We start from the raw sequence: 20,971 nt of genomic DNA, 5'->3' as shown, positions 1-20,971 counted from the left end.
ACCTTCTCCACAATCACTGATATTTCTTAAAAATAATACCTTCTTTCATAAATATTTCTTATCACGCCATAAGATATGGAAGTATGGTCACATATTTTTTACGTATTAAAGAATAATTACGCATTCAGCAGTGTAGATAATGAATACACGATCAGTAGCCAATATCGCGTCACTTATCCAACTGATACCTCATTAGTTGCCGATTCAACCAGTATCGACTTACGCTGCAATTGACTAAACAACGCCAACAAAATCAGTGCACTGAAGGCCCCCGTTAAAGAAACATATAAGGTGCTGAAGTAGTTATAAAATTCGCCCACTACGCCTACCGACAAACTCGCCACTAACGAACTAATGCTGAGCATGCTCGAAAACAGGGTTGATGCAGTACCCAGTCGGTCTTGCATCATGTCTTGCAGCACCACCATTCCTAACGTTGCACACACGCCAATAAAAAAGCCATTCAGAACTTGTGCTGCCATCATGGCGATGAACCCAGTGTGGGTGAGCATGACACCGTAAAACAGCATGCCATTGGTGATCCCAAGCATCAGCAATTTATTCGTTCCCCAGCGCTGAGCCAATTTTCCTGCCATTAACATTACGGGAATTTCACACAACGCCGCAGTACCAAACAACAAGCCTAACCAGTGTTCAGGCACCATCAATTCGCGAGATAAATAGAGCGGCATACTGGTGATGTAGAGGTTATTTGCGCCAAATGTACAAACCAAGGTTACGCAGTACAGTACAATCAACGCACGCTTACGTGCCGAGTATTTTCTTAAATCCGCTTGGGTACCATCCGGTTGAACCACGGCTGTTTTTTTCCCCGTAGGCAAATAGCGGGCAATCAACACAATCGCTAAGGAAACAATCGCCGCAGAAACTGCAAAGGCAGCACTAAAGCCAAAACTGGCTTTGAGCATAAACGCCGCGGGTGGGCCAAATACCCAAGCAATCGCAATGCCGGCACGCATGGTGGAGAGAAACGTGGTTTTGTCGGTTAGATGCCGATCGGCGTATTCGCGGCCAAGTGCGAAAAGCTGACCAAATGACGCGCCGCTTACACTGGCAAACAGCACTACCACCATAATGGCGAGGCTGTAGCTGCGAATAAACATAAAGCTGACCACGGTGATCAAATAGCAGAGCAATGCGACCAATAAGATAGTTTTACGCTGCCAATCACGATCTGACTGACGCGCGAGCCACTGCGATACGATGACTGAACTGACCACTGCCATGACCATATACAGGCTCAGTTGCATCGGTGAGGCTCCGAGCGCCTCAACAATAAACAAGCTAGAAAGTGGATAGAAAAAAGCCCCGCACAGACCTGTTACCAGTGTCGACATAATAAACAGTAAGGCGGTTTTGTCTCGATACATGCAGTAACTCCGTAGCAGAACTGAAGATGAAATATCATGGTTAGATAAGGCGGCTAGTGTACTGAATCTGCTTATTCTGTATTGATGTTATTCGAGCCAGTTCTAATACTATTCTTGCAAAATTAATCCACCATTTGACAGAAATTGAGCCACTCCCCTAGTCTAGGCCTATCAAACTGACAGGTAAAAAACCAGTGTAGGTATTTATGCGTCCTTTAATTGAAAATGTGATGAGTGGCATCAGTCAGGATTGGGTACTTCGCGAGTTCCACAGTAACACTCATAAAGAAGAGTTTTCCTGTCCTTGGCACTATCACACTGAGTATGAACTGGTGCTCTATCAGAACCCCGATCATCGTTTTGTCGGTAACTATTTTGCGGGCGATGCGATTGGTGGGGTTGAGCACAACACCCTCTTGCTCTATGGCCCCGGTTTGCCGCATATGATTGCAGGCCGACAGCACTTGAATCCATCCAAAACCCTGCACTCTACGATTATCTGGTTTAAGCAAGAGTGGCTAGATAAACTGCAAAGCGTGTTACCGCAGGCTCAAGCTTTAAAACGCTTACAACAAAATGCCGCTTATGGTCTACACCTGAGCGAGCAGACCGCGATTCAAGTCGCCCATTTACTGGAAAATCTTGAGCAGCAAGCTCACAGTTACCAGAGCTTGCGCGTGATTGAATCTCTGCTGTTGATGGCGGACGATCCGCAAGCGCAGCGCCTATCCGTTGCACCGTATTTGATGACACCACTCACCAGTAACAGCGACATTCACAAGAAAATCCAGTTGGCGAAACAGTATGTGGAGCAGCACTACGCGCAAGCGATCAAAATCACCGACTTATGCCATCACTTACATTTGAGTGAGAGCTCGGCGTATCGCTTATTTGAAAAGCATTATGGGATGAGTTTTTCGGAGCATTTAAAGCAGTTTCGGATTGGCAAAGCGTGTGAGCTTTTGGCAAGTTCTGCGCTGCCGATTGCGTTAATTGCCGAACGAACTGGATTTGGAAATTTATCGAACTTTAACCGCCAATTTAAAACCCTCAAAGCTATGACTCCGAGGGAATTCCGCCAGCGATTTCAAGCAGTGAGTGGGTAGCAAAACAGCCACCCATTCACAACTCGTTAACCTTTCTGACCACGCTGCGCCGCTTTGCGTGCCAGTTTTTCAGCGCGACGAGCTTCAATGACGTGCGCACTCTCTTCGCCGATATGACTTTCACCGCGCAGTTTCGCCAATTGGACTTGCTTTTCACGCTCACGGAAACGCTCTAACTGCTCTTCCGTGTGTGACCCAAAGCAACGCGGACAGCTGACGCCTTGTTCGTATTGCTCGCTTTGCTTGTCTTCCTCTGTAATCGGTAGACGGCAAGCATTACAGATTTGATAGTCACTTTCTGCAAGGCCATGCCCTACCGCAACGCGTCCATCGAATACATAGCAATCGCCTTCCCACAGGCTTTGCTCTTGAGGCACTTCTTCAAGATATTTCAAAATGCCACCTTCAAGATGATACACCTCATCAAAACTTTGCGCTTTCAAATAAGCGGTGGATTTTTCACAGCGGATCCCGCCGGTACAGAACATGGCGACTTTCTTATGCTTTTGCGGATCGAGGTTTTCCTGCACATAGTGCGGAAACTCACGGAACGTCTCGGTTTTTGGGTTGAGCGCGTTTTTAAAGGTACCGAGCTGCACTTCGTAGTCATTACGCGTATCCACCACCAACACTTCGGGATCAGAGATCAGCTCGTTCCAATCTTGCGGTTTCACGTAAGTACCCACCACATGACGCGGATCGATGCCCTCTACACCCATAGTCACAATCTCTTTCTTGAGTTTGACCTTAGTGCGGTTAAACGGCGGCTCACTCGCCAAAGACTCTTTATACACAGTGCCTTTTAAACTTGGCTCATTGTCTAGCCACGCCAGCAGTACATCAATTCCGTGGCGAGAAGAAGCGACAGTGCCATTAATGCCTTCTTGCGCCAACAACAATGTGCCGCGAATGTGGTTCTCTTCCATCAGTGCCAGTAGTGGCGCTCTTAGCTCTTGGTAATGATTGAGCTCAACAAACTTGTAGAGCGCACAGACAACATATTGACTCATGGTATGACCTTTTAAATACGACACTTGGAAATTGGGCGGGCATTATACCGAAGCAAACCGATGACAAATACGGAGTGTTTTTGGGGGTATAGCTTAGTTCCAACCTTAGCGCCCTCAAAAACCAAGATATAACACACTGATTTAAAATGATAAAAATTTAAAACAAAGAAATGCGTATCTATTGTGTGTACATCGTGTATAGTAGCGCCAGTTCTAACAGTGAGCTATTGATATAAAATTTAGTTTAAGATCTTCTCAGTTTTTTGATTCAGTTTGTCATATATATCCTGCGATAACTTTTTCTTCATTCCATATTTAGTAGTTTCTCTTTCAATCTAATTAATCTATCGAGATATATATGTCTAATAAAACAACTGGTCTAGTAAAATGGTTTAACGAAACTAAAGGTTTTGGATTTATCACTCCTGACAACGGCGGTGCTGACCTATTCGTTCATTTCAAATCAATTGTTAGCGACGGTTTTAAAACATTAGCTGAAGGCCAAAAAGTTGCTTTCAACGTAGAGCAAGGTAATAAAGGCCCACAAGCTGCTAACGTTACTGTGCTATAAATATTTATGACTAGATCTTGTTTAGATGATGAGATCTAGTCATTCAATCTTCATCAAATAAAGAAAACACCGTTCTTTGTTCATCAATCTTACAGTGACAATGTTAAAGTTTGTCTTCCTACTGTAAATCAGATAAGTCGTTTTTTAATCTTATCCACTTTCATTTCATATCACCTAATGATCATTTTAATTTTCTAGGATGAAATTTATTTTGCAATTAAACATTCGCAAAATGTGATGTTCGATGAGCTGCTTATTTCTACGTTAGGGAAGGAGATCAAAATTTGAAAAAGCCAATCACTGGTTCTAAATCAAAGAATTCCAAAGTAAAAGTTCTTAATGCAGATGAAAGTCAAGATAACATTCACAAGATAAGAAAAAAAATTGAAGATATTTTATTAGAACGAGAACAAAAGAAACTTTGGGATCTATAAGGAATCAAAAATGCGAAAACCCGTAAGAAAATCAAATAAAAAAACACAAAGAAACAACTTTGAAGAGCAATTCTCTGTTATGGTCTCAGAATATCAAGCAGCGAAAGAAGTTCTAGACTCAATGGAGCAAGGCACATCAGAGTATATGAACCAGAGGAAATTATGTGAAAAACTATTTTCTAATGCCGAGCGGTATATCAATAGAAATTAACAGCCAGTACTCAATCACCGCTGCTTGTATCAATTTAACCAAAAATATTACTAATAATTAGTCGTGTTTTAATAAAATTTGATTTAAAGACATTGCAAGTAGATCAATATGAAAAACATCCGTGCAATTTTTATTTTAGCCTCTGATTTGATCCATATTTATCTATTTAAAAATACGGCCAGAAGTACATCTTATATCCAGACTGTACCGTATTTTGTCTGACTGGTAGCTATTTACGCCGTACCGACCGGGCGGCGTAAATCAAAAATAGGCTCAGAATGATTACCGGAGCCAACCATAGCAGCCAGGTTTGAGCTTTAAATGGCGGTTGGTACAACACAAAATCACCGAAGCGTTCAACCATATAATCGACAATCTCTTGCTCGCTTTTCCCTTCTTTCACCATCACAAACACTTTAAAGCGTAAGTCTTTGGCTATCGGCGAATTTGATTCAATCAAGTTCTGGTTTTGGCACTGCGGACAACGTAATGATTTCGCCAACTCGGTCGCCATTCGTTGCTGCTGAGCGGAATCAAACTCAAAAAACTCAACGGCATTAACGCCTTCTGAGCTTGAAAGCGGATCACTCGCCCAACTTTGCAATGGCGATACGATGAAAAAGAGAAAGAAAGCCAGCCGGAATAACAATTAACTCTCCTGCTTAAAGTATGTTTGAAAATAACGTTGCCATTTTTCTTGGGTCAATTGCCCTGAATATTTAAAAACAATCTCTCCTGCCGAGTTGATCAAATACGTCTCCGGTGTGCCAATCACACCAAGATCTAACGCCACTGAACCTTGTGGATCTTGAGCCACTTTGACAAATGGGTTGCCGTGTTGCTGTAAATAGCGCGTTGCCGCACGGGATTCATCCCGATAATTTAAGCCGTAAATTGGAACACCTTGCTGGGCTAATGTGTTTAAAAAGTCATGCTCACTCAAACAAATGCCACACCATGAAGCCCACACATTGAGAAGTTTGTAGTCCGAAACGAGAAAATCTTGCTGCGTTACGCGTGAGTTTGGGTCGAGTAAATCTGGGGCATCAAACGCCGGTAACTGTTTGACCACACTCACTTCTGCCTTGTTGGTATTTTTATTTTCCAGCCCCAAGCCAATTGCAGCGAGCACACCACCAATCACTAAGACCACACTAAGCAAGCGTATAACGTTGGCTTTCAACACTCTGCACTCTCCTCTCTTTCCAGCGACTCACTAACGCCAGAACGCTGCCCATTACAAACATCAGTGCTGCTAACCATATCCAGCCTATATAAGCTTTGAACTGTAACTTCACAGCGTAACTCTTTACGGCATAGCTTTTTGCGGAATGACTCTGCTCGCTAAACTTGCTACCAAGCGTAACGTACAAATCCCCATTCCACAGTCCATGCAAAGCGGGTTCACTCATGTTCATCACTCGTACTGGATAATGGCGACGTTCGGGCTCCATGATAAAAGAACTCGCCCCCTCTTTTTGCCATGTAAATCGCGCTTTCTCAAGCGTGTAATTTGGCCCTATTGCCCAGTTTATGTCCTGATAGGTCACCTGCCACTGCATAAATGTCAGTGTGTCTCCCGGTGCCATTTTTTTCGCGATTTCCAGCGAGTGTTCAGCATTCATCGCCGCTCCCACGGCCAGAAATGCCAAACCCAAATGCGCCATCAGCATAGGGATCGCGCGCGTTCTTTTCTCCAATAAACAGAGCAAGTGTGTGCTGGCAACCCAACATCCCAAAATCCAGAACAGTTGAACCCACAACACTGGGTTATCCACCTGTAGCCGATATAACGTGGTTCCCAGTAGTGTGGAAAGTAACGCTAGCCCTAGCGCGATTGGTCGTCGGTTTTTGTGTTTGATTAATGGAACAGCGCCTAATGCCAACATGCCCAAGAAGACAAAAGGCAAAATCATGGCATTGAAATACGGCGCGCCCACTGAAATACTGCCAAACCCAAACAAGGTGTACAGCATGGGGTAAAAGGTACCCATTCCCACGGTAAATGCGGCGATGGCCAATAACCCTGTCGCAATCAACATTAAAAATGGCGCACTCCACCAGTGAATAAGAGGCGCTGAGCGAATCTCGTCTAAACGCAGCACAAAACTGCCCAAGCCCACAAGCAGCACCAAAGCAAGAATGGCAAGCAACGCAATACCTTTATCGGGATCAACCGCAAACGCATGTACGGAAGTCAGTACACCAGAGCGCACAATAAACGTGCCTATAATGCTTAAACTGAACGTCATCAGTGCCAACACATAACACCAACGCTGCAATACACCGTGGTATCGGTTAGCCAATAAGGTGTGACACAGCGCCGTTCCGGTCAGCCAAGGCAGTAAAGAGGCGTTTTCAACCGGATCCCAGAACCACCAACCGCCCCAGCCTAGTTCGTAATACGCCCACCATGAACCAAGCCCTATGCCTAAAGTTAAAAACAGCCACGCGCCCATTGCCCACGGCTGGCACCATTCCACCCACTGACTTGGGATCTCTTTTTCCCATAACGCGGCCAGAGCAAACGCCAACACGGTGGAGTAACCTACATAGCCGAGATACAGCAAAGGAGGATGAAAAATCAGCGCGACATCTTGCAGCATCGGGTTTAAATCTCTCCCCTCGCTGGGCAAAACCGTGTTTAATTCAAAGGGGTTGGAGGTGAATAAGGTAAACCACGCGAACATGGCAACCAGCGCATTCATCAAGGTCAGCACTTTGAATTGATAAGATTGCGGGTAACAACGCTGATAGGAGATCACGGCAGACCATCCTGCTAGCGTCATCACCCAAAACAGCATAGATCCTTCATGTCCTCCCCATACGGCTGCCACTTTGTAAAACACGGGCAGAGCAGAGTTGGAGTGGGATGAAACATAATGCAGCGCAAAATTGTCACTGATGAACGCATACGCTAACAGCACCAAGGCCGAGAAAGCGCAAAGGAACACCAGTCGGCAGGTTTTGGCGAGTAGTATTTGTTGTGGCCCAGAACTAGATTGAAATGAGGAAAAATTGCGAAAGCGACTTAGCCCCCAAAGGCTCATCGCCGTGCTTAACACGGCGACCAGAATGAGTAAAAACAGCCCTAAGTCACTCATTAGCTTTTCCTATCCCGTTTAAATGACGGTCATCTGTCCGGCGTACAACACAAACGTACGCAGCATTAACACCCCAAGTAAACTGAGCGAGGTGACAAACAGTACAAAGCCGAGCGAATGTTTGATGGATTTCGGAGATAGCGCATTCAGCACCAAAGGCAGCACCATACCAAGTGCAATCACACCGAACCAAAACCAGTTAGCCCAGAAGCCGCCTGAAATGGCATTCCACGCTGACGCCTGTGCTTGACCACCACTGAAAATCAGCCCAGTAAAGAAAGTTACCAACACAAACAACTCAAACAGTACCGTTGGGCGCTCAAATCGGTGCAGCCAAGCAATGCTTGGACTATTCATCGGCTCTTTAAAGATCCACACCCCAACCATCAAACAAGCCGCGAAACCAGATGAAAGACTGGAGAATAAGAACAGGATTGGCAACACCGGATTATTCAGCATCGGATAAGTTTTTAATGCCGAAAGCAGGAAGCCCGTATAAGCCGCAAGAGTAATGGCTAAAATGGCGAGGAAAATTTCAATCCCATTTTCAAATTGCTTGGCTTTCAGCAGCAAACCATCCACAACGGTGAATTTGCCCTTCAAGAGTCGCATGATCACAGGTCTGAAAATAATTCCGATCCAAACGAACAACACCGCCATATACACTTGGAATAAAATCACCCCCATCGACATCACTGAGGTGGGGTTGTAATAAATCATAATCTTCCAAAACTCGAGTGGCTTGGTGAGGTGGAAAATCAAAATCGTCAAACCGGCAATAATGCCGAACGGTGCCAGCCAAGCGGTCGCTTTAATAATCCCATTTTCTGCTGCATCGCCTTGTATTACGTTGCGTTTCAAATAGAGCGAAATCATGACGGCACCGGCGGACATCCCTGCCAAAAATAAATAGATGGCAATAATCCAATCCCACACTAAAGAATCAAAATGAAAAGCGGTTTGTAAAGTGTTCATATTACACCTCCCCTTTCTGATGCGGGATCTTATACAGTTTAGGGCTGGTACCTAGCTGCACTTTATCTCGGTACACCGTGCGGATCGTCAGCAGTTGATTGACTGCACTGGTCGGATCGTTTAAATCGCCAAATGTCAGCGCCTTAGTGGGGCAAGATTCCACACACGCAGGCAGTTTGCCCTGTGCCAAATTGGTATCTCGGCAGAAGTTACACTTATCCGCCGAATGAGTGACCGGATGGAAAAAACGCACTTGATAAGGGCAAGCAGCAATACAGTAACCGCAACCCACACAGCGCTCCTTATGTACATCAACAATGCCTGTCGCTTCATCTTTGTATGCAGCACCCGTTGGGCAAACATACACGCAAGGCGGATTCTCACAATGTTGGCAAGATTTGCGAGTAAAACGGTAATCCACATTCGGAAACTCACCTTGCGGAGCACTGCGAATAATCTCCAAACGGGAGACTCCCTCAGGCACTTTGTTCACTTCGCGACACGCTTCGGTACATGCGGTACAACCAATACAAGCGGTTTCATCATGCACCATGGCGTAACGTTTATTGTCCTCTTCCTGCACAGCGGCAAGCACATAGCGACTATTGATCACTGCCGTACCCGCAATGCCCGTGGTCATGATTAAAGCTCCGGAACCCGCGAGAAAATGACGTCTTGAACAGCTCATGTTATTTCTCCTCTTCCTTCGCTTTGAAATCGGAATGGCAATCGACACATAGCTTTATCTTTTGCTTGTGATCAAAGCTCAGCACTTTGGCATCCATGGCATGAACCGTATGGCAGTTAGAACAGGTGAGGTTTTTCGCGTGTACATCGTGCGTCCAACTTTTCTCACGGAGTTTTTCCGGTTGATGGCAGTCCATACAAACGCTGTTGGCTTGCAGGATCTGCTCTGGATCCAGATAAACCTTTTCTGTGCCGGGTTGCGATTGCGCACTGAAATATTTGGTCACGTCCTCAGCGCCATTACGGTGTTCTGGGCCAATATTGCTGTGGCAATTGGTACAGTTCAGCTCACGCCCTGCTTGTTGCAGCGCTTGCTCACTGTGTGATTCCAGTAGTGTATTTTTGGCATCCTTATGGCACTGAACACATTTGTAATCAGCATCACGGATGAAAGTGACTTCATGGCGTTGTGGAGATGCCTCCGATTTTTTATCAGAAGATTCCGCGACGGCATAAATAGAATATCCATAGAGACAAAATGCAAGAAGAGACTTCAGCATTATGGCTATGGCAAATTGAACTTTGCCCATATTATCCTGTCCTTATTTCTGATAAGGATTGCTACCAAAATCAGAAAAATAATTACTCTTGGTTTCGATTATTCACCAAATGCAATCTGTTCTTATTTTGGATAAGCCACAACGCTATATCAATAGCATATCTCCCCTTCTCCTTTATGGGTATTTCACAAGCAAGAATTGGTGAGGCACATCACCTAACTCATTAAAAATTATTTAATTTCAATAATTAACTGCTTTCTATTTATTTGGACAACCAATACCACTTAAGGGGTATATTGATTTTTATTGAAGCTTGGTCACAGTGGTAAATTGATCCAAAACAATGATTATTAATATGCCTGATTTTGTTTTTAAAAATATAAACAATAATGGCTTGTGCATTCTTCTTCCTTAATTTGGATATTCAGCTCCACAACGCAGAAACCAACACGGAATATGGAGAAGCCATTGTGAAAAAGCACTGGATAAAACAATCAGCAGCATTGTTACTCGTGAGCGCGACTTCCTTGGGAGTGGCGAGCTTTAGTGTGTCTGCAACAACAGAAAACCAACTTGCAGACCCACGTAACGAGACTTATCAGGTCCAACACCCTGATCAATACAAAACATGGAAAGAGACGTCAGAGAGTAAACCTATCGAAGATGCTCTGGCCGAAGATCCCAACATGATTGTGTTATGGGCAGGCTACGGTTTTGCCAAAGATTATAACAAGCCTCGTGGGCATTTTTACGCCCTAGACGATGTTCGCCAAACCTTACGGACTGGCGGTCCAACCGATGCTAATTCAGGCCCAATGCCCATGGCTTGTTGGAGCTGTAAATCACCCGATGTGGCAAGAGTGATCGAAGAACGTGGTGAGGACGGCTATTTTGAAGGCAAATGGGCGCGTTTGGGTGAAGAAATTTCTAACCCCATTGGTTGTGCGGACTGCCATGACACGCGCAGTGAAGCGTTCAAAAACGGTGAACCGGCACTGAAAGTCACCCGCCCTTATGTCGAGCGTGCTTATCAAGCGATTGGTAAACCGTTTGATCAGATGTCACGTCTCGATCAACAAGCGGGCGTGTGTGGTCAATGCCACGTGGAATACTATTTCTCAGGCCCTACCAAGGCCGTAAAATTCCCTTGGGATATGGGGACCGATGTGGACTCCATGGAGCGTTATTACGACGCACTGAGTTTTAGTGACTGGACGCACCAACTCTCCAAGGCTCCTATGATTAAGGCGCAGCACCCAGAATATGAGACGTGGCGTGCTGGTATTCATGGCAAAAATAATGTGGTGTGTGCAGATTGCCACATGCCTAAGGTGAAAAACGAAGATGGCACAGTGTATACCGACCATAAAATCGGTAACCCATTTGATCGCTTTGAAAATACCTGTGCAAACTGCCATACCCAGAGCAAAGATGAGTTGAAAAACATTGTCGCAACTCGTAAAGCGCAAGTGCTAAAAATGAAGCTGACGGCTGAAAAACAGATCGTTGCAGCACACTTTGAAGCCGCAGCGGCATGGAAAGCTGGTGCAACGGAGCAAGAGATGCAATCTATCTTGCAAGATATCCGTCATGCGCAATGGCGTTGGGACTACTCTATTGCTTCACATGGTGTGCACATGCATGCGCCTGAAGTCGCTTTGGAAGTATTAGGAACCGCGGTGGATCGCGCGGCGGATGCGCGTACTAAACTGGCGCGTCTATTAGCGACTAAAGGCATCACTGACCCAATTAAGCAGCCTGATATCTCAAGTAAAGAGAAAGCCCAAGCAGCCTTAGGCATGGATATGGAGAAGATGAAAGCCGAAAAACAGCACTTCCTCGACACTGTGGTACCTGAATGGGATAAGAAAGCCGAGCAACGCGAAGCGAACTATTAGACGAAAGGTCAGTAGGTGCTAGAAGTCAGCGTTTAAACCTCGATTCTGCACTCTCGTGCCATGGAGGGCCCTCAACGAAAAGCCAACATTACGTTGGCTTTTCTTCTATTTAAACAAGATAAGTTCAAACAATTTAATGGCTTCAAGTCGAAGGTGATTTGTGTAGGTAACCGTTTAGCTAGCTTTGACCACTCGTGATTTTGCCAGCTCCAATTGTTGAATGATTTTGGCTCTATCGAGTGCGAGATCGGGAGAATCCAATAAATGCAGCCAAGTTTCGACCGCCTGCTGATACCGAAAGCTTATCATGTGATCTTGAGCAATCAGCGTTAGTGCCGTTTCATTAAAAGGTTCGATGTCTAAAGCCGTATTCAAAAGCTGAGTCACTTCATCACTCATGTTTTGCTTATGTTGGTAGTAAAGCGCTGTCGCTTTGGCAGCATATTGGTTGGCGGTCGGAAACTCGGTCAATCGAATCGCGTAGTCAAAACATTGTGTGGCCGCCAGAAAATCACTCTCTAGTAAATAGCCTTGCCCCAGAGAGAACCATAAATCGGCTTGATTGGGATCTTTGCGTAACGCTTCCTGCACATCACTCATCGTCTGAGCCAGTGATTTTGTTTCGGCCTTAACTTGGGCTTTAGGCTCTGGCTGCTGCATCCATAAAAAAAGCCCTACGCTGACTATAGTCACAACACCAACAAACCCAACTGCGACTCGGCGTGGTGTTCGAATCACCAGATAAACCGCCATTGCCACTACCACAGCGGCACCCAGTATCAGCGTCATCCAATCCATATCGACTCCTTAACCATTTTGTTCAGTCAGTATAACGAAGTGTTTGTGAGAAAACTGAGTGGGGCTTATAGGCTGTAAGCGGGATCAAAAAAGCCGGACAATGGTCCGGCTTTGATTAGGCACTTTATGATTTCCCCTACCTATGCTTGATTAGGCAGGGGTATGACAGAGCAGATTACTCTTCTTCACCATCATCATTTTGTGCAGCAGGCGCATCATTCTCGATCAGTGCTTCCTCGCCTTCTGGCAATTCAGACTCTTCGATTTCATCAATACGCTGCAGACCAACTACACTTTCCCCTTCCGAAGTACGGATCAGGGTAACGCCTTGAGTATTACGACCCACTTGGCTGACTTCCGCCACGCGAGTACGTACCAGTGTACCCGCATTGGTGATCATCATGAATTCATCACCTTCGGTCACTTGTACTGCACCCACGACGCTGCCATTACGCTCAGAGACTTTGATCGACACAACACCTTGCGTCGCACGGCTCTTCGCTGGGTACTCGTCAAGCGTAGTACGCTTACCGTAACCATTTTCGGTCACAGTCAGGATATCGCCATCGTTCTTCGGCACGATCAGAGAAACCACTTGATCGCCTTCCACCAACTTGATACCACGGACACCGGCAGCAGTACGACCCATTGGACGCACACCACCTTTGGTGTTGCCCTCTTCATCTTCGATTGGTTTTTCGTTAAAACGAACAACCTTGCCCGATTTAGAGAACAGCATAATGTCGCTTTCACCATCAGTGATTTCAACACCAATCAACGCGTCGTCATCACGTAGGTTCACCGCAATCAAACCATTGGCGCGAACATTAGCAAACTGATCCAGTGAAGTTTTCTTCACAGTACCGTCACCGGTTGCCATGAAGATGAATTTATCTTCACTGAACTCAGTCACTGGTAGAATCGCTGTAATACGCTCGTTTTCTTCCAGAGGAAGCAGGTTCACGATTGGCTTACCACGTGCAGTACGGCTTGCCAACGGCAGTTGGTACACCTTCATACGGTAAGTTTTGCCGCGAGTTGAGAACAGCAGAATGTTATCGTGGGTATTGGCAACCAGAAGACGCTCAATGTAGTCCTCTTCTTTCATTTTGGTTGCGCTCTTACCTTTACCACCACGACGCTGTGCTTCGTAGTCGCTCAGTAATTGATACTTCACATAACCTTCGTGTGACAAAGTCACAACCACATCTTCACGGGCGATCAGTTCTTCCATGTCGATGTCGTGAGTTGCTGCCGTGATTTCTGTGCGGCGCGCATCGCTAAAGCCTGCGCGAATCGCTTCGAGCTCTTCACGGATCACTTCCATCAAGCGCTCTGTGCTCGCCAGAATGTGCATCAATGCCGCAATTTCTTCGAGAAGCTGTTTGTACTCATCGAGGATCTTCTCGTGCTCTAGACCAGTCAGCTTATGCAGACGCAGATCCAAAATCGCTTGCGCTTGTTGTTCAGTCAGGAAGTACTTGCCATCGCGGATGCCGTATTGTGGCTCAAGCCACTCAGGACGCGCCGCATCTGTCCCCGCACGCTCAAGCATTGCCGCTACGTTGCCAAGATCCCAACCACGGGCAATTAAGCCTTCTTTTGCTTCTGCAGGCGTGGCGGCATGACGGATCAGTTCAATGATTTCATCAATGTTCGCCAGAGCCAGAGCCAAACCTTCAAGGATGTGGGCACGCTCACGCGCTTTGCGCAGTTCAAAAATAGTACGACGAGTCACCACTTCGCGGCGGTGGTCGACGAAACACTTCAGCATCTCTTTCAGGTTAAACAGCTTAGGCTGACCGTTATCGAGTGCCACCATGTTGATACCGAAGGTGGTTTGCAGCTGAGTGTTGGCATACAGGTTATTCAGAACCACTTCGCCAACCGCATCACGCTTACACTCAATCACAATGCGCATACCGTCTTTATCAGACTCGTCACGCAGTGCGCTGATCCCTTCGACTTTCTTCTCTTTCACCAATTCAGCGATTTTTTCAATCAAGCGCGCTTTGTTCACTTGATAAGGGATTTCGCTGACGATGATGGTTTCTTTGCCGTTCTTATCGGCTTCGATTTCCGCTTTCGAGCGCATGTAAACCTTGCCACGGCCGGTTTTGTACGCGTCAATGATGCCTTTACGGCCACTGATCAGCGCTGCGGTTGGGAAATCTGGACCCGGAATATAGTCCATCAACTCATCAATGGTGATTGCTTCATTATCGATGTAGGCTAAACAGCCATCGATCACTTCACCTAAGTTGTGCGGAGGAATGTTAGTTGCCATACCCACCGCAATACCGGATGAACCGTTGATCAGCAGGTTCGGGATCTTTGTCGGCAATACCGCAGGGATCTGCTCGGTGCCGTCATAGTTCGGAACGTAGTCAACGGTTTCTTTATCTAGGTCTGCCAAGAGTTCGTGCGCGATTTTCGACATACGAACTTCGGTATAACGCATTGCCGCCGCGGAGTCGCCGTCGATCGAGCCAAAGTTACCTTGGCCATCGACCAACATGTAACGAAGTGAGAAAGGCTGCGCCATACGCACGATGGTGTCGTAAACCGCACTATCACCATGAGGGTGATATTTACCAATTACGTCACCTACCACACGGGCAGATTTTTTATAGGCTTTGTTCCAGTCGTTGCCCAGCACATTCATCGCGAACAGTACGCGTCGGTGTACTGGTTTAAGGCCATCACGCACATCAGGAAGAGCACGACCCACGATAACCGACATCGCGTAGTCCAAATACGAACTGCGTAGCTCGTCTTCGATGTTTACGGGCGTGATCTCTTTAGCTAGATCGCTCATAGAGCCATTATCCCTCTATAGTTTGATCGGTATACCCAAATTCTTACTGAAACGGGGCTCACTACAAGATTGAGCGCCAAGTCAGTCGAGAACTGGATATTCTTGATACTTATAAGGTGAAAAAATATAACACATGTTTCTACGCTTCGGCATTACTTTCCCTGACCTTTTATCAGGTTGTGACCTTGGTTGCGTCTTAAATGCCGAGAATTTACACATTCCTTGCAGTTGGCAAAGTTAGATGGTTGTTTTTTAAACGCTCATCGCCAAATCTGGCATCTCAACTGGTGCGATTTACTCAGCGCGCTATAATGCCCATTCTTCACGGATGCGTAATACAGGCGATACAAGATGGCTTCAACACACTTGGCTTCTACTCAGCAGGCTTCAGCACAAAACGTCGATCCCAACGAAATCAAAAAATTCGAGGATATGGCTTCTCGTTGGTGGGATCTGGAAGGCGAATTTAAGCCCTTACACCAGATCAACCCTCTCCGTCTTAACTATGTGCTAGAGAAAGCCAACGGTCTATTTGGCAAAAAAGTGTTGGATGTAGGCTGTGGCGGCGGCATTTTAGCGGAAAGCATGGCGCGTGAAGGCGCACAAGTGACCGGCCTTGATATGGGCAAAGAGCCTTTGGAAGTGGCGCGTTTGCATGCTCTCGAAACGGGCACGAAGCTAACCTACATCCAAAGCACTGTTGAAGATCATGCGGCGGCTAACCCACAGACCTATGATGTGGTGACTTGCATGGAAATGCTGGAGCACGTTCCAGATCCACTTTCAGTGATTCAGTCTTGCGCCAAACTGGTTAAACCCGGCGGCCATGTGTTCTTCTCTACCCTTAACCGCAACGTCAAATCCTATCTGTTTGCGATTGTGGGTGCAGAAAAGCTGCTGAAGATCGTTCCGGAAGGCACGCATGACCACAATAAATTCATTCGTCCATCAGAACTGTTGAAAATGATTGACCAAACAGCGTTGCAAGAACAAGGCATCACTGGCTTACTTTATAATCCGCTGACCGATACCTACCGTTTAGGTTCAAATGTCGATGTGAATTACATCGTCCATACCCGCCTAGTTTAACGCATAGGCAACGCTAAAAAATCGCCGCGGTAGCACAGGTTACCGCACTTTTTTAGTCTATTTTTCGTGCGTTTGATTCCATTTTAAACGATCCATTTTTAGGGTGAATTTTTCCTTAAAGATCAAGAAAATTTTTTTCGTTTGTGGTTACGAATAAAGCGATGTGCAAACGGCGATTTTTTACAATCAATTCTGCTCTTAGATCATCAGTAAGTAGGCACTAACTGATTTTTTTAATTTTGCTAGTTATCCACAATCTGTCCCCTAACTGTAACTTGCAATAGACCTCTCATAGCACTATCTTGTAACCCGAACACTGAAGCACCCCTACATATAGTGTTTATGACGCTATATGTAGGGCGAGCTTGATCACAAAAGCCGCGATTCAATTTACAAGAATTAGACAAAAATACGGCTTTTATCAGTTTTGTTAGGGAAATGAAGCAGAATGAACCAACAACTTACTGTCACCAAGCGTGATGGCCGCAAAGAAATTATTGATCTTGATAAGATCCACCGAGTGATCACTTGGGCTGCCGAAGGTCTGCAAAACGTTTCTGTCTCACAAGTAGAACTGCGCGCTCATATTCAGTTCTATGATGGCATTACGACCTCAGACATCCATGAAACCATCATTAAGTCGGCTGCGGATCTGATTTCCGAAGAAACACCAGATTATCAATACCTTGCTGCGCGTCTTGCGGTTTTCCACCTGCGCAAAAAGGCTTATGGTGAATATGAACCACCAACGCTGTTCAAGCACGTGACCAACATGGTCGAGAAAGGCAAATACGATAAACATTTGCTGGAAGACTATACTCGTGAAGAACTGGAGCTGATGGATCAGTTCATTGACCACCGTCGCGATCTGGATTTCTCTTATGCTGCGGTGAAACAGCTTGAAGGTAAATATTTCGTACAGAACCGCGTTACCGGTCAAATCTACGAAAGTGCACAGTTCCTATACATTTTAGTGGCCGCTTGCCTATTTGCTAAGTATCCAAAAGAGACGCGCCTTGATTACGTCAAACGTTTCTATGATGCGACGTCGACCTTTAAGATCTCGCTGCCAACGCCAATTATGTCGGGTGTGCGTACCCCAACTCGTCAGTTCAGCTCTTGTGTGCTGATCGAATGCGGTGACAGCCTAGATTCTATCAATGCAACGGCGAGCTCGATTGTTCGCTACGTTTCTCAACGTGCCGGTATTGGTATCAACGCAGGTCGTATTCGTGCGCTGGGTTCTGAAATCCGTGGCGGTGAAGCGTTTCACACCGGTTGTATCCCGTTCTACAAATACTTCCAGACGGCGGTGAAATGCTGCTCGCAAGGTGGTGTTCGTGGTGGCGCAGCAACGGTTTTCTACCCTCTCTGGCACGGTGAAGCAGAATCTCTGCTGGTTCTGAAAAACAACCGTGGTGTAGAAGAGAACCGTGTTCGTCACATGGACTACGGTGTGCAGCTCAACAAACTGATGTACAAGCGTTTGGTTGAAGGTGGCAACATTACCCTGTTCTCTCCTTCTGATGTTCCTGGACTGTACGATGCGTTTTTCCAAGACCAAGATGAATTCGAACGTCTGTACGTGAAGTACGAAAACGATCCTTCGATTAAGAAGAAAACCGTTAAAGCGCTAGAAATCTTTACTCTACTGATGCAAGAACGTGCTTCAACTGGCCGTATCTACATCCAAAACGTTGACCACTGTAACACGCACAGCCCATTTGATGCGGCGGTTGCACCTGTACGTCAATCAAACCTATGTCTGGAAATCGCGCTGCCGACGTCTCCACTGGCCAACGTAGAAGATGAAAGCGGTGAAATCGCCCTATGTACCCTCTCTGCGTTTAACTTAGGCGCAATTGAGTCACTGGATGATTTTGAAGAATTGTCGGATCTCGTGGTGCGTGCTCTGGATGCGCTGCTTGATTACCAAGACTACCCACTACCAGCGGCTCGTCGTTCTTCAATGAACCGCCGTACTTTGGGTGTGGGCGTGATCAACTACGCTTACTACCTCGCGAAACACGGCGTGAAATACTCAGATGGTAGCGCCAATGGCCTGACCCACCGTACATTTGAAGCGATGCAGTATCACCTGCTACGCGCTTCCATGAAGCTGGCGAAAGAACAAGGCCGTTGCCCACTGTTCCACGAGACGAACTACGCGAAAGGCTTGATGCCAATCGATACTTACAAGAAAGATATCGATCTGGTGTGTGCTGAGCCTCTGCATTACGACTGGGACAAGCTACGCCACGAGATCATGGAACACGGTCTGCGTAACTCGACTCTGACTGCATTGATGCCATCAGAGACTTCATCGCAAATATCTAACGCGACCAACGGTATTGAACCACCACGTGGTTATGTTTCAGTCAAAGCGTCAAAAGACGGCATCCTGAAGCAAGTGGTTCCTGAATTCACTCGCTTTAAAGAGAACTATGAACTGCTGTGGAACATCGGTTCAAACGATGGCTATCTGCACTTAGTGGGTATCATGCAAAAGTTCGTTGACCAAGCGATCTCAGCCAATACTAACTACGATCCAAGTAATTTCGATTCAGGCAAAGTGCCGATGAAGAAACTACTGCAAGATCTGCTGACAGCGTATAAGTTTGGTGTAAAAACGCTGTACTACCATAACACTCGTGATGGCGCGAAAGACGAGCAGACTGATGCTGTCAAAGTGCAAGAAGATGATTGCGCAAGCGGTGCTTGTAAAATCTAAGCTTATTCAAGCTAAACCACGAGATAATAGTTTAACTCTTTGATTTGCATGCCTCTTGCTCCGGCAAGAGGCGAAACGGATGAAGGCAACAATGGCTTACAGTACTTTTACCCAAAAAAAGAATGACCAACTAAAAGAACCTATGTTTCTTGGTCAGCCTGTCAACGTCGCACGTTACGACCAACAAAAATATGAAATCTTTGAGAAGCTGATTGAAAAGCAACTCTCTTTCTTCTGGCGTCCGGAAGAAGTGGATGTGTCGAGCGATCGTATTGATTACGGCAAACTGCCTGATCATGAAAAACACATTTTCATTTCTAACCTGAAATACCAAACTCTGCTCGATTCAATTCAAGGCCGCAGCCCGAACGTCGCACTGCTACCGCTGGTTTCACTACCAGAACTGGAAACGTGGATTGAGACTTGGTCTTTCTCTGAGACCATTCATTCACGCTCATACACACACATCATCCGTAACATCGTGAATGATCCTGCGGTGGTGTTTGATGATATCGTTGAAAATGAACACATCATCAAACGCGCGAAAGACATCGCCCACTATTATGATGATTTGATTCAGTTGACGAATGACTATCACCGTTACGGTGAAGGCCAACATCAGATCAATGGTGAAACCATCAATGTTTCCCTCAAAAATCTGAAGAAGAAACTGTATTTGTGCTTAATGTCAGTGAATGCGTTAGAAGCCATCCGCTTCTACGTGAGCTTTGCCTGTTCATTTGCGTTTGCAGAACGTGAGCTGATGGAAGGCAACGCGAAAATCATCAAACTGATTGCGCGTGATGAAGCTCTGCATCTGACAGGTACTCAGCACATGCTAAACCTTCTGCGCAACGGTATGGACGATTTTACCTTCCTGCAAGTGGCAGAAGAGTGTAAACAAGAAAGTTTTGATCTGTTCAAAGAAGCGGCAGAGCAGGAAAAAGAGTGGGCAGCTTACTTGTTCAAAGACGGTTCGATGATCGGCTTGAATAGAGATATTCTGTGCCAGTACGTTGAGTACATTACTAACATTCGTATGCAAGCGGTGGGACTGGAACCTGCTTATCCAGCAGCAACCACTAACCCAATTCCTTGGATCAATGCTTGGTTATCTTCGGATAACGTACAAGTGGCGCCTCAAGAAGCGGAAATCAGCTCTTACTTAGTCGGTCAAATTGATAACGAGGTAAGTGCCGATGACTTCGAGGGCTTTGAACTGTAATGGCTGCAATCAAAATCAACAAGCTGCTGACCATTGAGTCTAACCCTAGCCATACTCTGCTTGAGAGTATGGAGCAAGCAGGGTTAGAGCCAGAATACAACTGTCGCGACGGGCATTGCGGTGCCTGTCGTTGCCAGCTTATCTCTGGTGAGGTCGAGTATGTTGGTTTTGCGATGGCGTACACGCAAGGTAACGAAATTTTGCCGTGCATATGCCGCGCAAAATCACCATTGGAAATCGAGCAAGTCGCTTATCAGCTCAAAGCTAAACGCGCGTAGTGCGTTGACCAATGCTGACATCCTAACCCGCTGCCTTTAAATCAGTCTAAGGTATTCGTCAGACATCCACAGCTTCAACGAAAAT

19 protein-coding genes are annotated in these 20,971 nt (G+C 46.0%); 9 read left to right on the top strand and 10 right to left on the bottom strand.

Features of this window, described 5'->3' with window-relative positions; all coding sequences use genetic code 11:
• Nucleotides 1-173: 173 nt before the first annotated feature.
• Nucleotides 174-1,391, bottom strand: a complete 1,218-nt coding sequence (locus MKA69_RS10110) for a sugar efflux transporter (protein WP_305847953.1) — start codon at nucleotides 1,389-1,391, stop codon at nucleotides 174-176.
• A 206-nt stretch (nucleotides 1,392-1,597) separates the two neighbouring features.
• Between MKA69_RS10110 and MKA69_RS10105 the strand changes: the two genes are divergently transcribed.
• A complete protein-coding gene (locus MKA69_RS10105) occupies nucleotides 1,598-2,497 on the top strand; it encodes an AraC family transcriptional regulator (protein WP_305847952.1) in 900 nt (299 codons plus the stop codon).
• Nucleotides 2,498-2,523: 26 nt separating this feature from the next.
• Here the strand turns inward: MKA69_RS10105 and MKA69_RS10100 are convergent, their stop codons facing one another.
• Nucleotides 2,524-3,507: a rhodanese-related sulfurtransferase gene (locus tag MKA69_RS10100; protein WP_305847951.1), complete on the bottom strand. Its 984-nt coding sequence runs from the start codon at nucleotides 3,505-3,507 to the stop codon at nucleotides 2,524-2,526.
• A 358-nt stretch (nucleotides 3,508-3,865) separates the two neighbouring features.
• On the opposite strand from MKA69_RS10100, the gene MKA69_RS10095 reads away from it, so the two are divergent.
• The 3 genes from MKA69_RS10095 to MKA69_RS10085 all read left to right on the top strand — a co-directional run bounded on the left by MKA69_RS10095 (nucleotide 3,866) and on the right by MKA69_RS10085 (nucleotide 4,723).
• The gene (locus MKA69_RS10095; RefSeq protein WP_000066842.1) at nucleotides 3,866-4,078 is read left to right on the top strand and encodes a cold-shock protein; all 213 of its coding nucleotides are present in this window, start codon (nucleotides 3,866-3,868) and stop codon (nucleotides 4,076-4,078) included.
• A gap of 284 nt (nucleotides 4,079-4,362) precedes the next feature.
• Nucleotides 4,363-4,512 (top strand): hypothetical protein, encoded by a 150-nt coding sequence (locus tag MKA69_RS10090; protein ID WP_164492212.1) that lies wholly within the window; start codon nucleotides 4,363-4,365, stop codon nucleotides 4,510-4,512.
• A gap of 10 nt (nucleotides 4,513-4,522) precedes the next feature.
• A complete protein-coding gene (locus tag MKA69_RS10085) occupies nucleotides 4,523-4,723 on the top strand; it encodes a hypothetical protein (protein WP_305847950.1) in 201 nt (66 codons plus the stop codon).
• A gap of 229 nt (nucleotides 4,724-4,952) precedes the next feature.
• Here MKA69_RS10085 and nrfF read toward each other — a convergent pair whose 3' ends face one another.
• From nrfF to nrfB, 6 genes are read right to left on the bottom strand one after another with little or no spacing between them, the layout of a single operon-like run.
• Nucleotides 4,953-5,372: a heme lyase NrfEFG subunit NrfF gene (gene nrfF, locus MKA69_RS10080; protein WP_055034451.1), complete on the bottom strand. Its 420-nt coding sequence runs from the start codon at nucleotides 5,370-5,372 to the stop codon at nucleotides 4,953-4,955.
• Complete coding sequence (locus MKA69_RS10075) at nucleotides 5,373-5,909, bottom strand: DsbE family thiol:disulfide interchange protein (RefSeq protein ID WP_000909997.1); 537 nt, start codon at nucleotides 5,907-5,909, stop codon at nucleotides 5,373-5,375.
• Nucleotides 5,878-7,827 carry a heme lyase CcmF/NrfE family subunit gene (locus tag MKA69_RS10070; protein WP_305847949.1) on the bottom strand — a complete coding sequence of 650 codons (1,950 nt, stop codon included), beginning with the start codon at nucleotides 7,825-7,827 and terminating at the stop codon, nucleotides 5,878-5,880. The genes MKA69_RS10075 and MKA69_RS10070 overlap by 32 nt, the downstream gene beginning before the upstream one ends.
• A gap of 18 nt (nucleotides 7,828-7,845) precedes the next feature.
• A complete protein-coding gene (gene nrfD / locus MKA69_RS10065) occupies nucleotides 7,846-8,802 on the bottom strand; it encodes a cytochrome c nitrite reductase subunit NrfD (protein WP_001094647.1) in 957 nt (318 codons plus the stop codon).
• Nucleotide 8,803: 1 nt separating this feature from the next.
• Nucleotides 8,804-9,490, bottom strand: coding sequence for a cytochrome c nitrite reductase Fe-S protein (gene nrfC / locus MKA69_RS10060; protein ID WP_305847948.1), 687 nt, complete (start codon nucleotides 9,488-9,490; stop codon nucleotides 8,804-8,806).
• Nucleotide 9,491: 1 nt separating this feature from the next.
• Nucleotides 9,492-10,079, bottom strand: a complete 588-nt coding sequence (nrfB, locus tag MKA69_RS10055) for a cytochrome c nitrite reductase pentaheme subunit (protein WP_055032739.1) — start codon at nucleotides 10,077-10,079, stop codon at nucleotides 9,492-9,494.
• Nucleotides 10,080-10,519: 440 nt separating this feature from the next.
• Here nrfB and nrfA point away from each other — a divergent pair, with 440 nt between their 5' ends.
• The gene (gene nrfA, locus MKA69_RS10050; RefSeq protein WP_371131855.1) at nucleotides 10,520-11,947 is read left to right on the top strand and encodes an ammonia-forming nitrite reductase cytochrome c552 subunit; all 1,428 of its coding nucleotides are present in this window, start codon (nucleotides 10,520-10,522) and stop codon (nucleotides 11,945-11,947) included.
• A 174-nt stretch (nucleotides 11,948-12,121) separates the two neighbouring features.
• Here nrfA and MKA69_RS10045 read toward each other — a convergent pair whose 3' ends face one another.
• Together MKA69_RS10045 and gyrA are read right to left on the bottom strand one after the other, a co-directional pair.
• A complete protein-coding gene (locus MKA69_RS10045) occupies nucleotides 12,122-12,745 on the bottom strand; it encodes a cytochrome C heme lyase (RefSeq protein ID WP_305847947.1) in 624 nt (207 codons plus the stop codon).
• Nucleotides 12,746-12,920: 175 nt separating this feature from the next.
• On the bottom strand, nucleotides 12,921-15,563 hold the full coding sequence (gene gyrA / locus MKA69_RS10040) for a DNA topoisomerase (ATP-hydrolyzing) subunit A (RefSeq protein ID WP_001281172.1): 2,643 nt from the start codon (nucleotides 15,561-15,563) through the stop codon (nucleotides 12,921-12,923).
• Between the two features lie 351 nt (nucleotides 15,564-15,914).
• Here gyrA and ubiG point away from each other — a divergent pair, with 351 nt between their 5' ends.
• From ubiG to yfaE, 4 genes are all read left to right on the top strand, one after another.
• Entirely contained in the window at nucleotides 15,915-16,652 is a 738-nt protein-coding gene (gene ubiG, locus MKA69_RS10035; RefSeq protein ID WP_305847946.1) for a bifunctional 2-polyprenyl-6-hydroxyphenol methylase/3-demethylubiquinol 3-O-methyltransferase UbiG, read from the top strand.
• A gap of 448 nt (nucleotides 16,653-17,100) precedes the next feature.
• Nucleotides 17,101-19,383: a class 1a ribonucleoside-diphosphate reductase subunit alpha gene (gene nrdA / locus MKA69_RS10030; RefSeq protein WP_055032740.1), complete on the top strand. Its 2,283-nt coding sequence runs from the start codon at nucleotides 17,101-17,103 to the stop codon at nucleotides 19,381-19,383.
• 91 nt (nucleotides 19,384-19,474) lie between these two features.
• Nucleotides 19,475-20,608: a class Ia ribonucleoside-diphosphate reductase subunit beta gene (nrdB, locus tag MKA69_RS10025; protein WP_055028576.1), complete on the top strand. Its 1,134-nt coding sequence runs from the start codon at nucleotides 19,475-19,477 to the stop codon at nucleotides 20,606-20,608.
• On the top strand, nucleotides 20,608-20,886 hold the full coding sequence (gene yfaE, locus MKA69_RS10020) for a class I ribonucleotide reductase maintenance protein YfaE (RefSeq protein ID WP_000718938.1): 279 nt from the start codon (nucleotides 20,608-20,610) through the stop codon (nucleotides 20,884-20,886). Before nrdB ends, yfaE begins: the two co-directional genes overlap by 1 nt.
• Nucleotides 20,887-20,971 lie beyond the last annotated feature (85 nt).

This window comes from Vibrio sp. AH4 (assembly GCF_030710545.1).
Taxonomy (GTDB): domain Bacteria; phylum Pseudomonadota; class Gammaproteobacteria; order Enterobacterales; family Vibrionaceae; genus Vibrio; species Vibrio metoecus.
The sequence above is the reverse complement of the archived record's forward strand: the minus strand, read 5'-3'. Positions and strand labels throughout refer to the sequence as shown.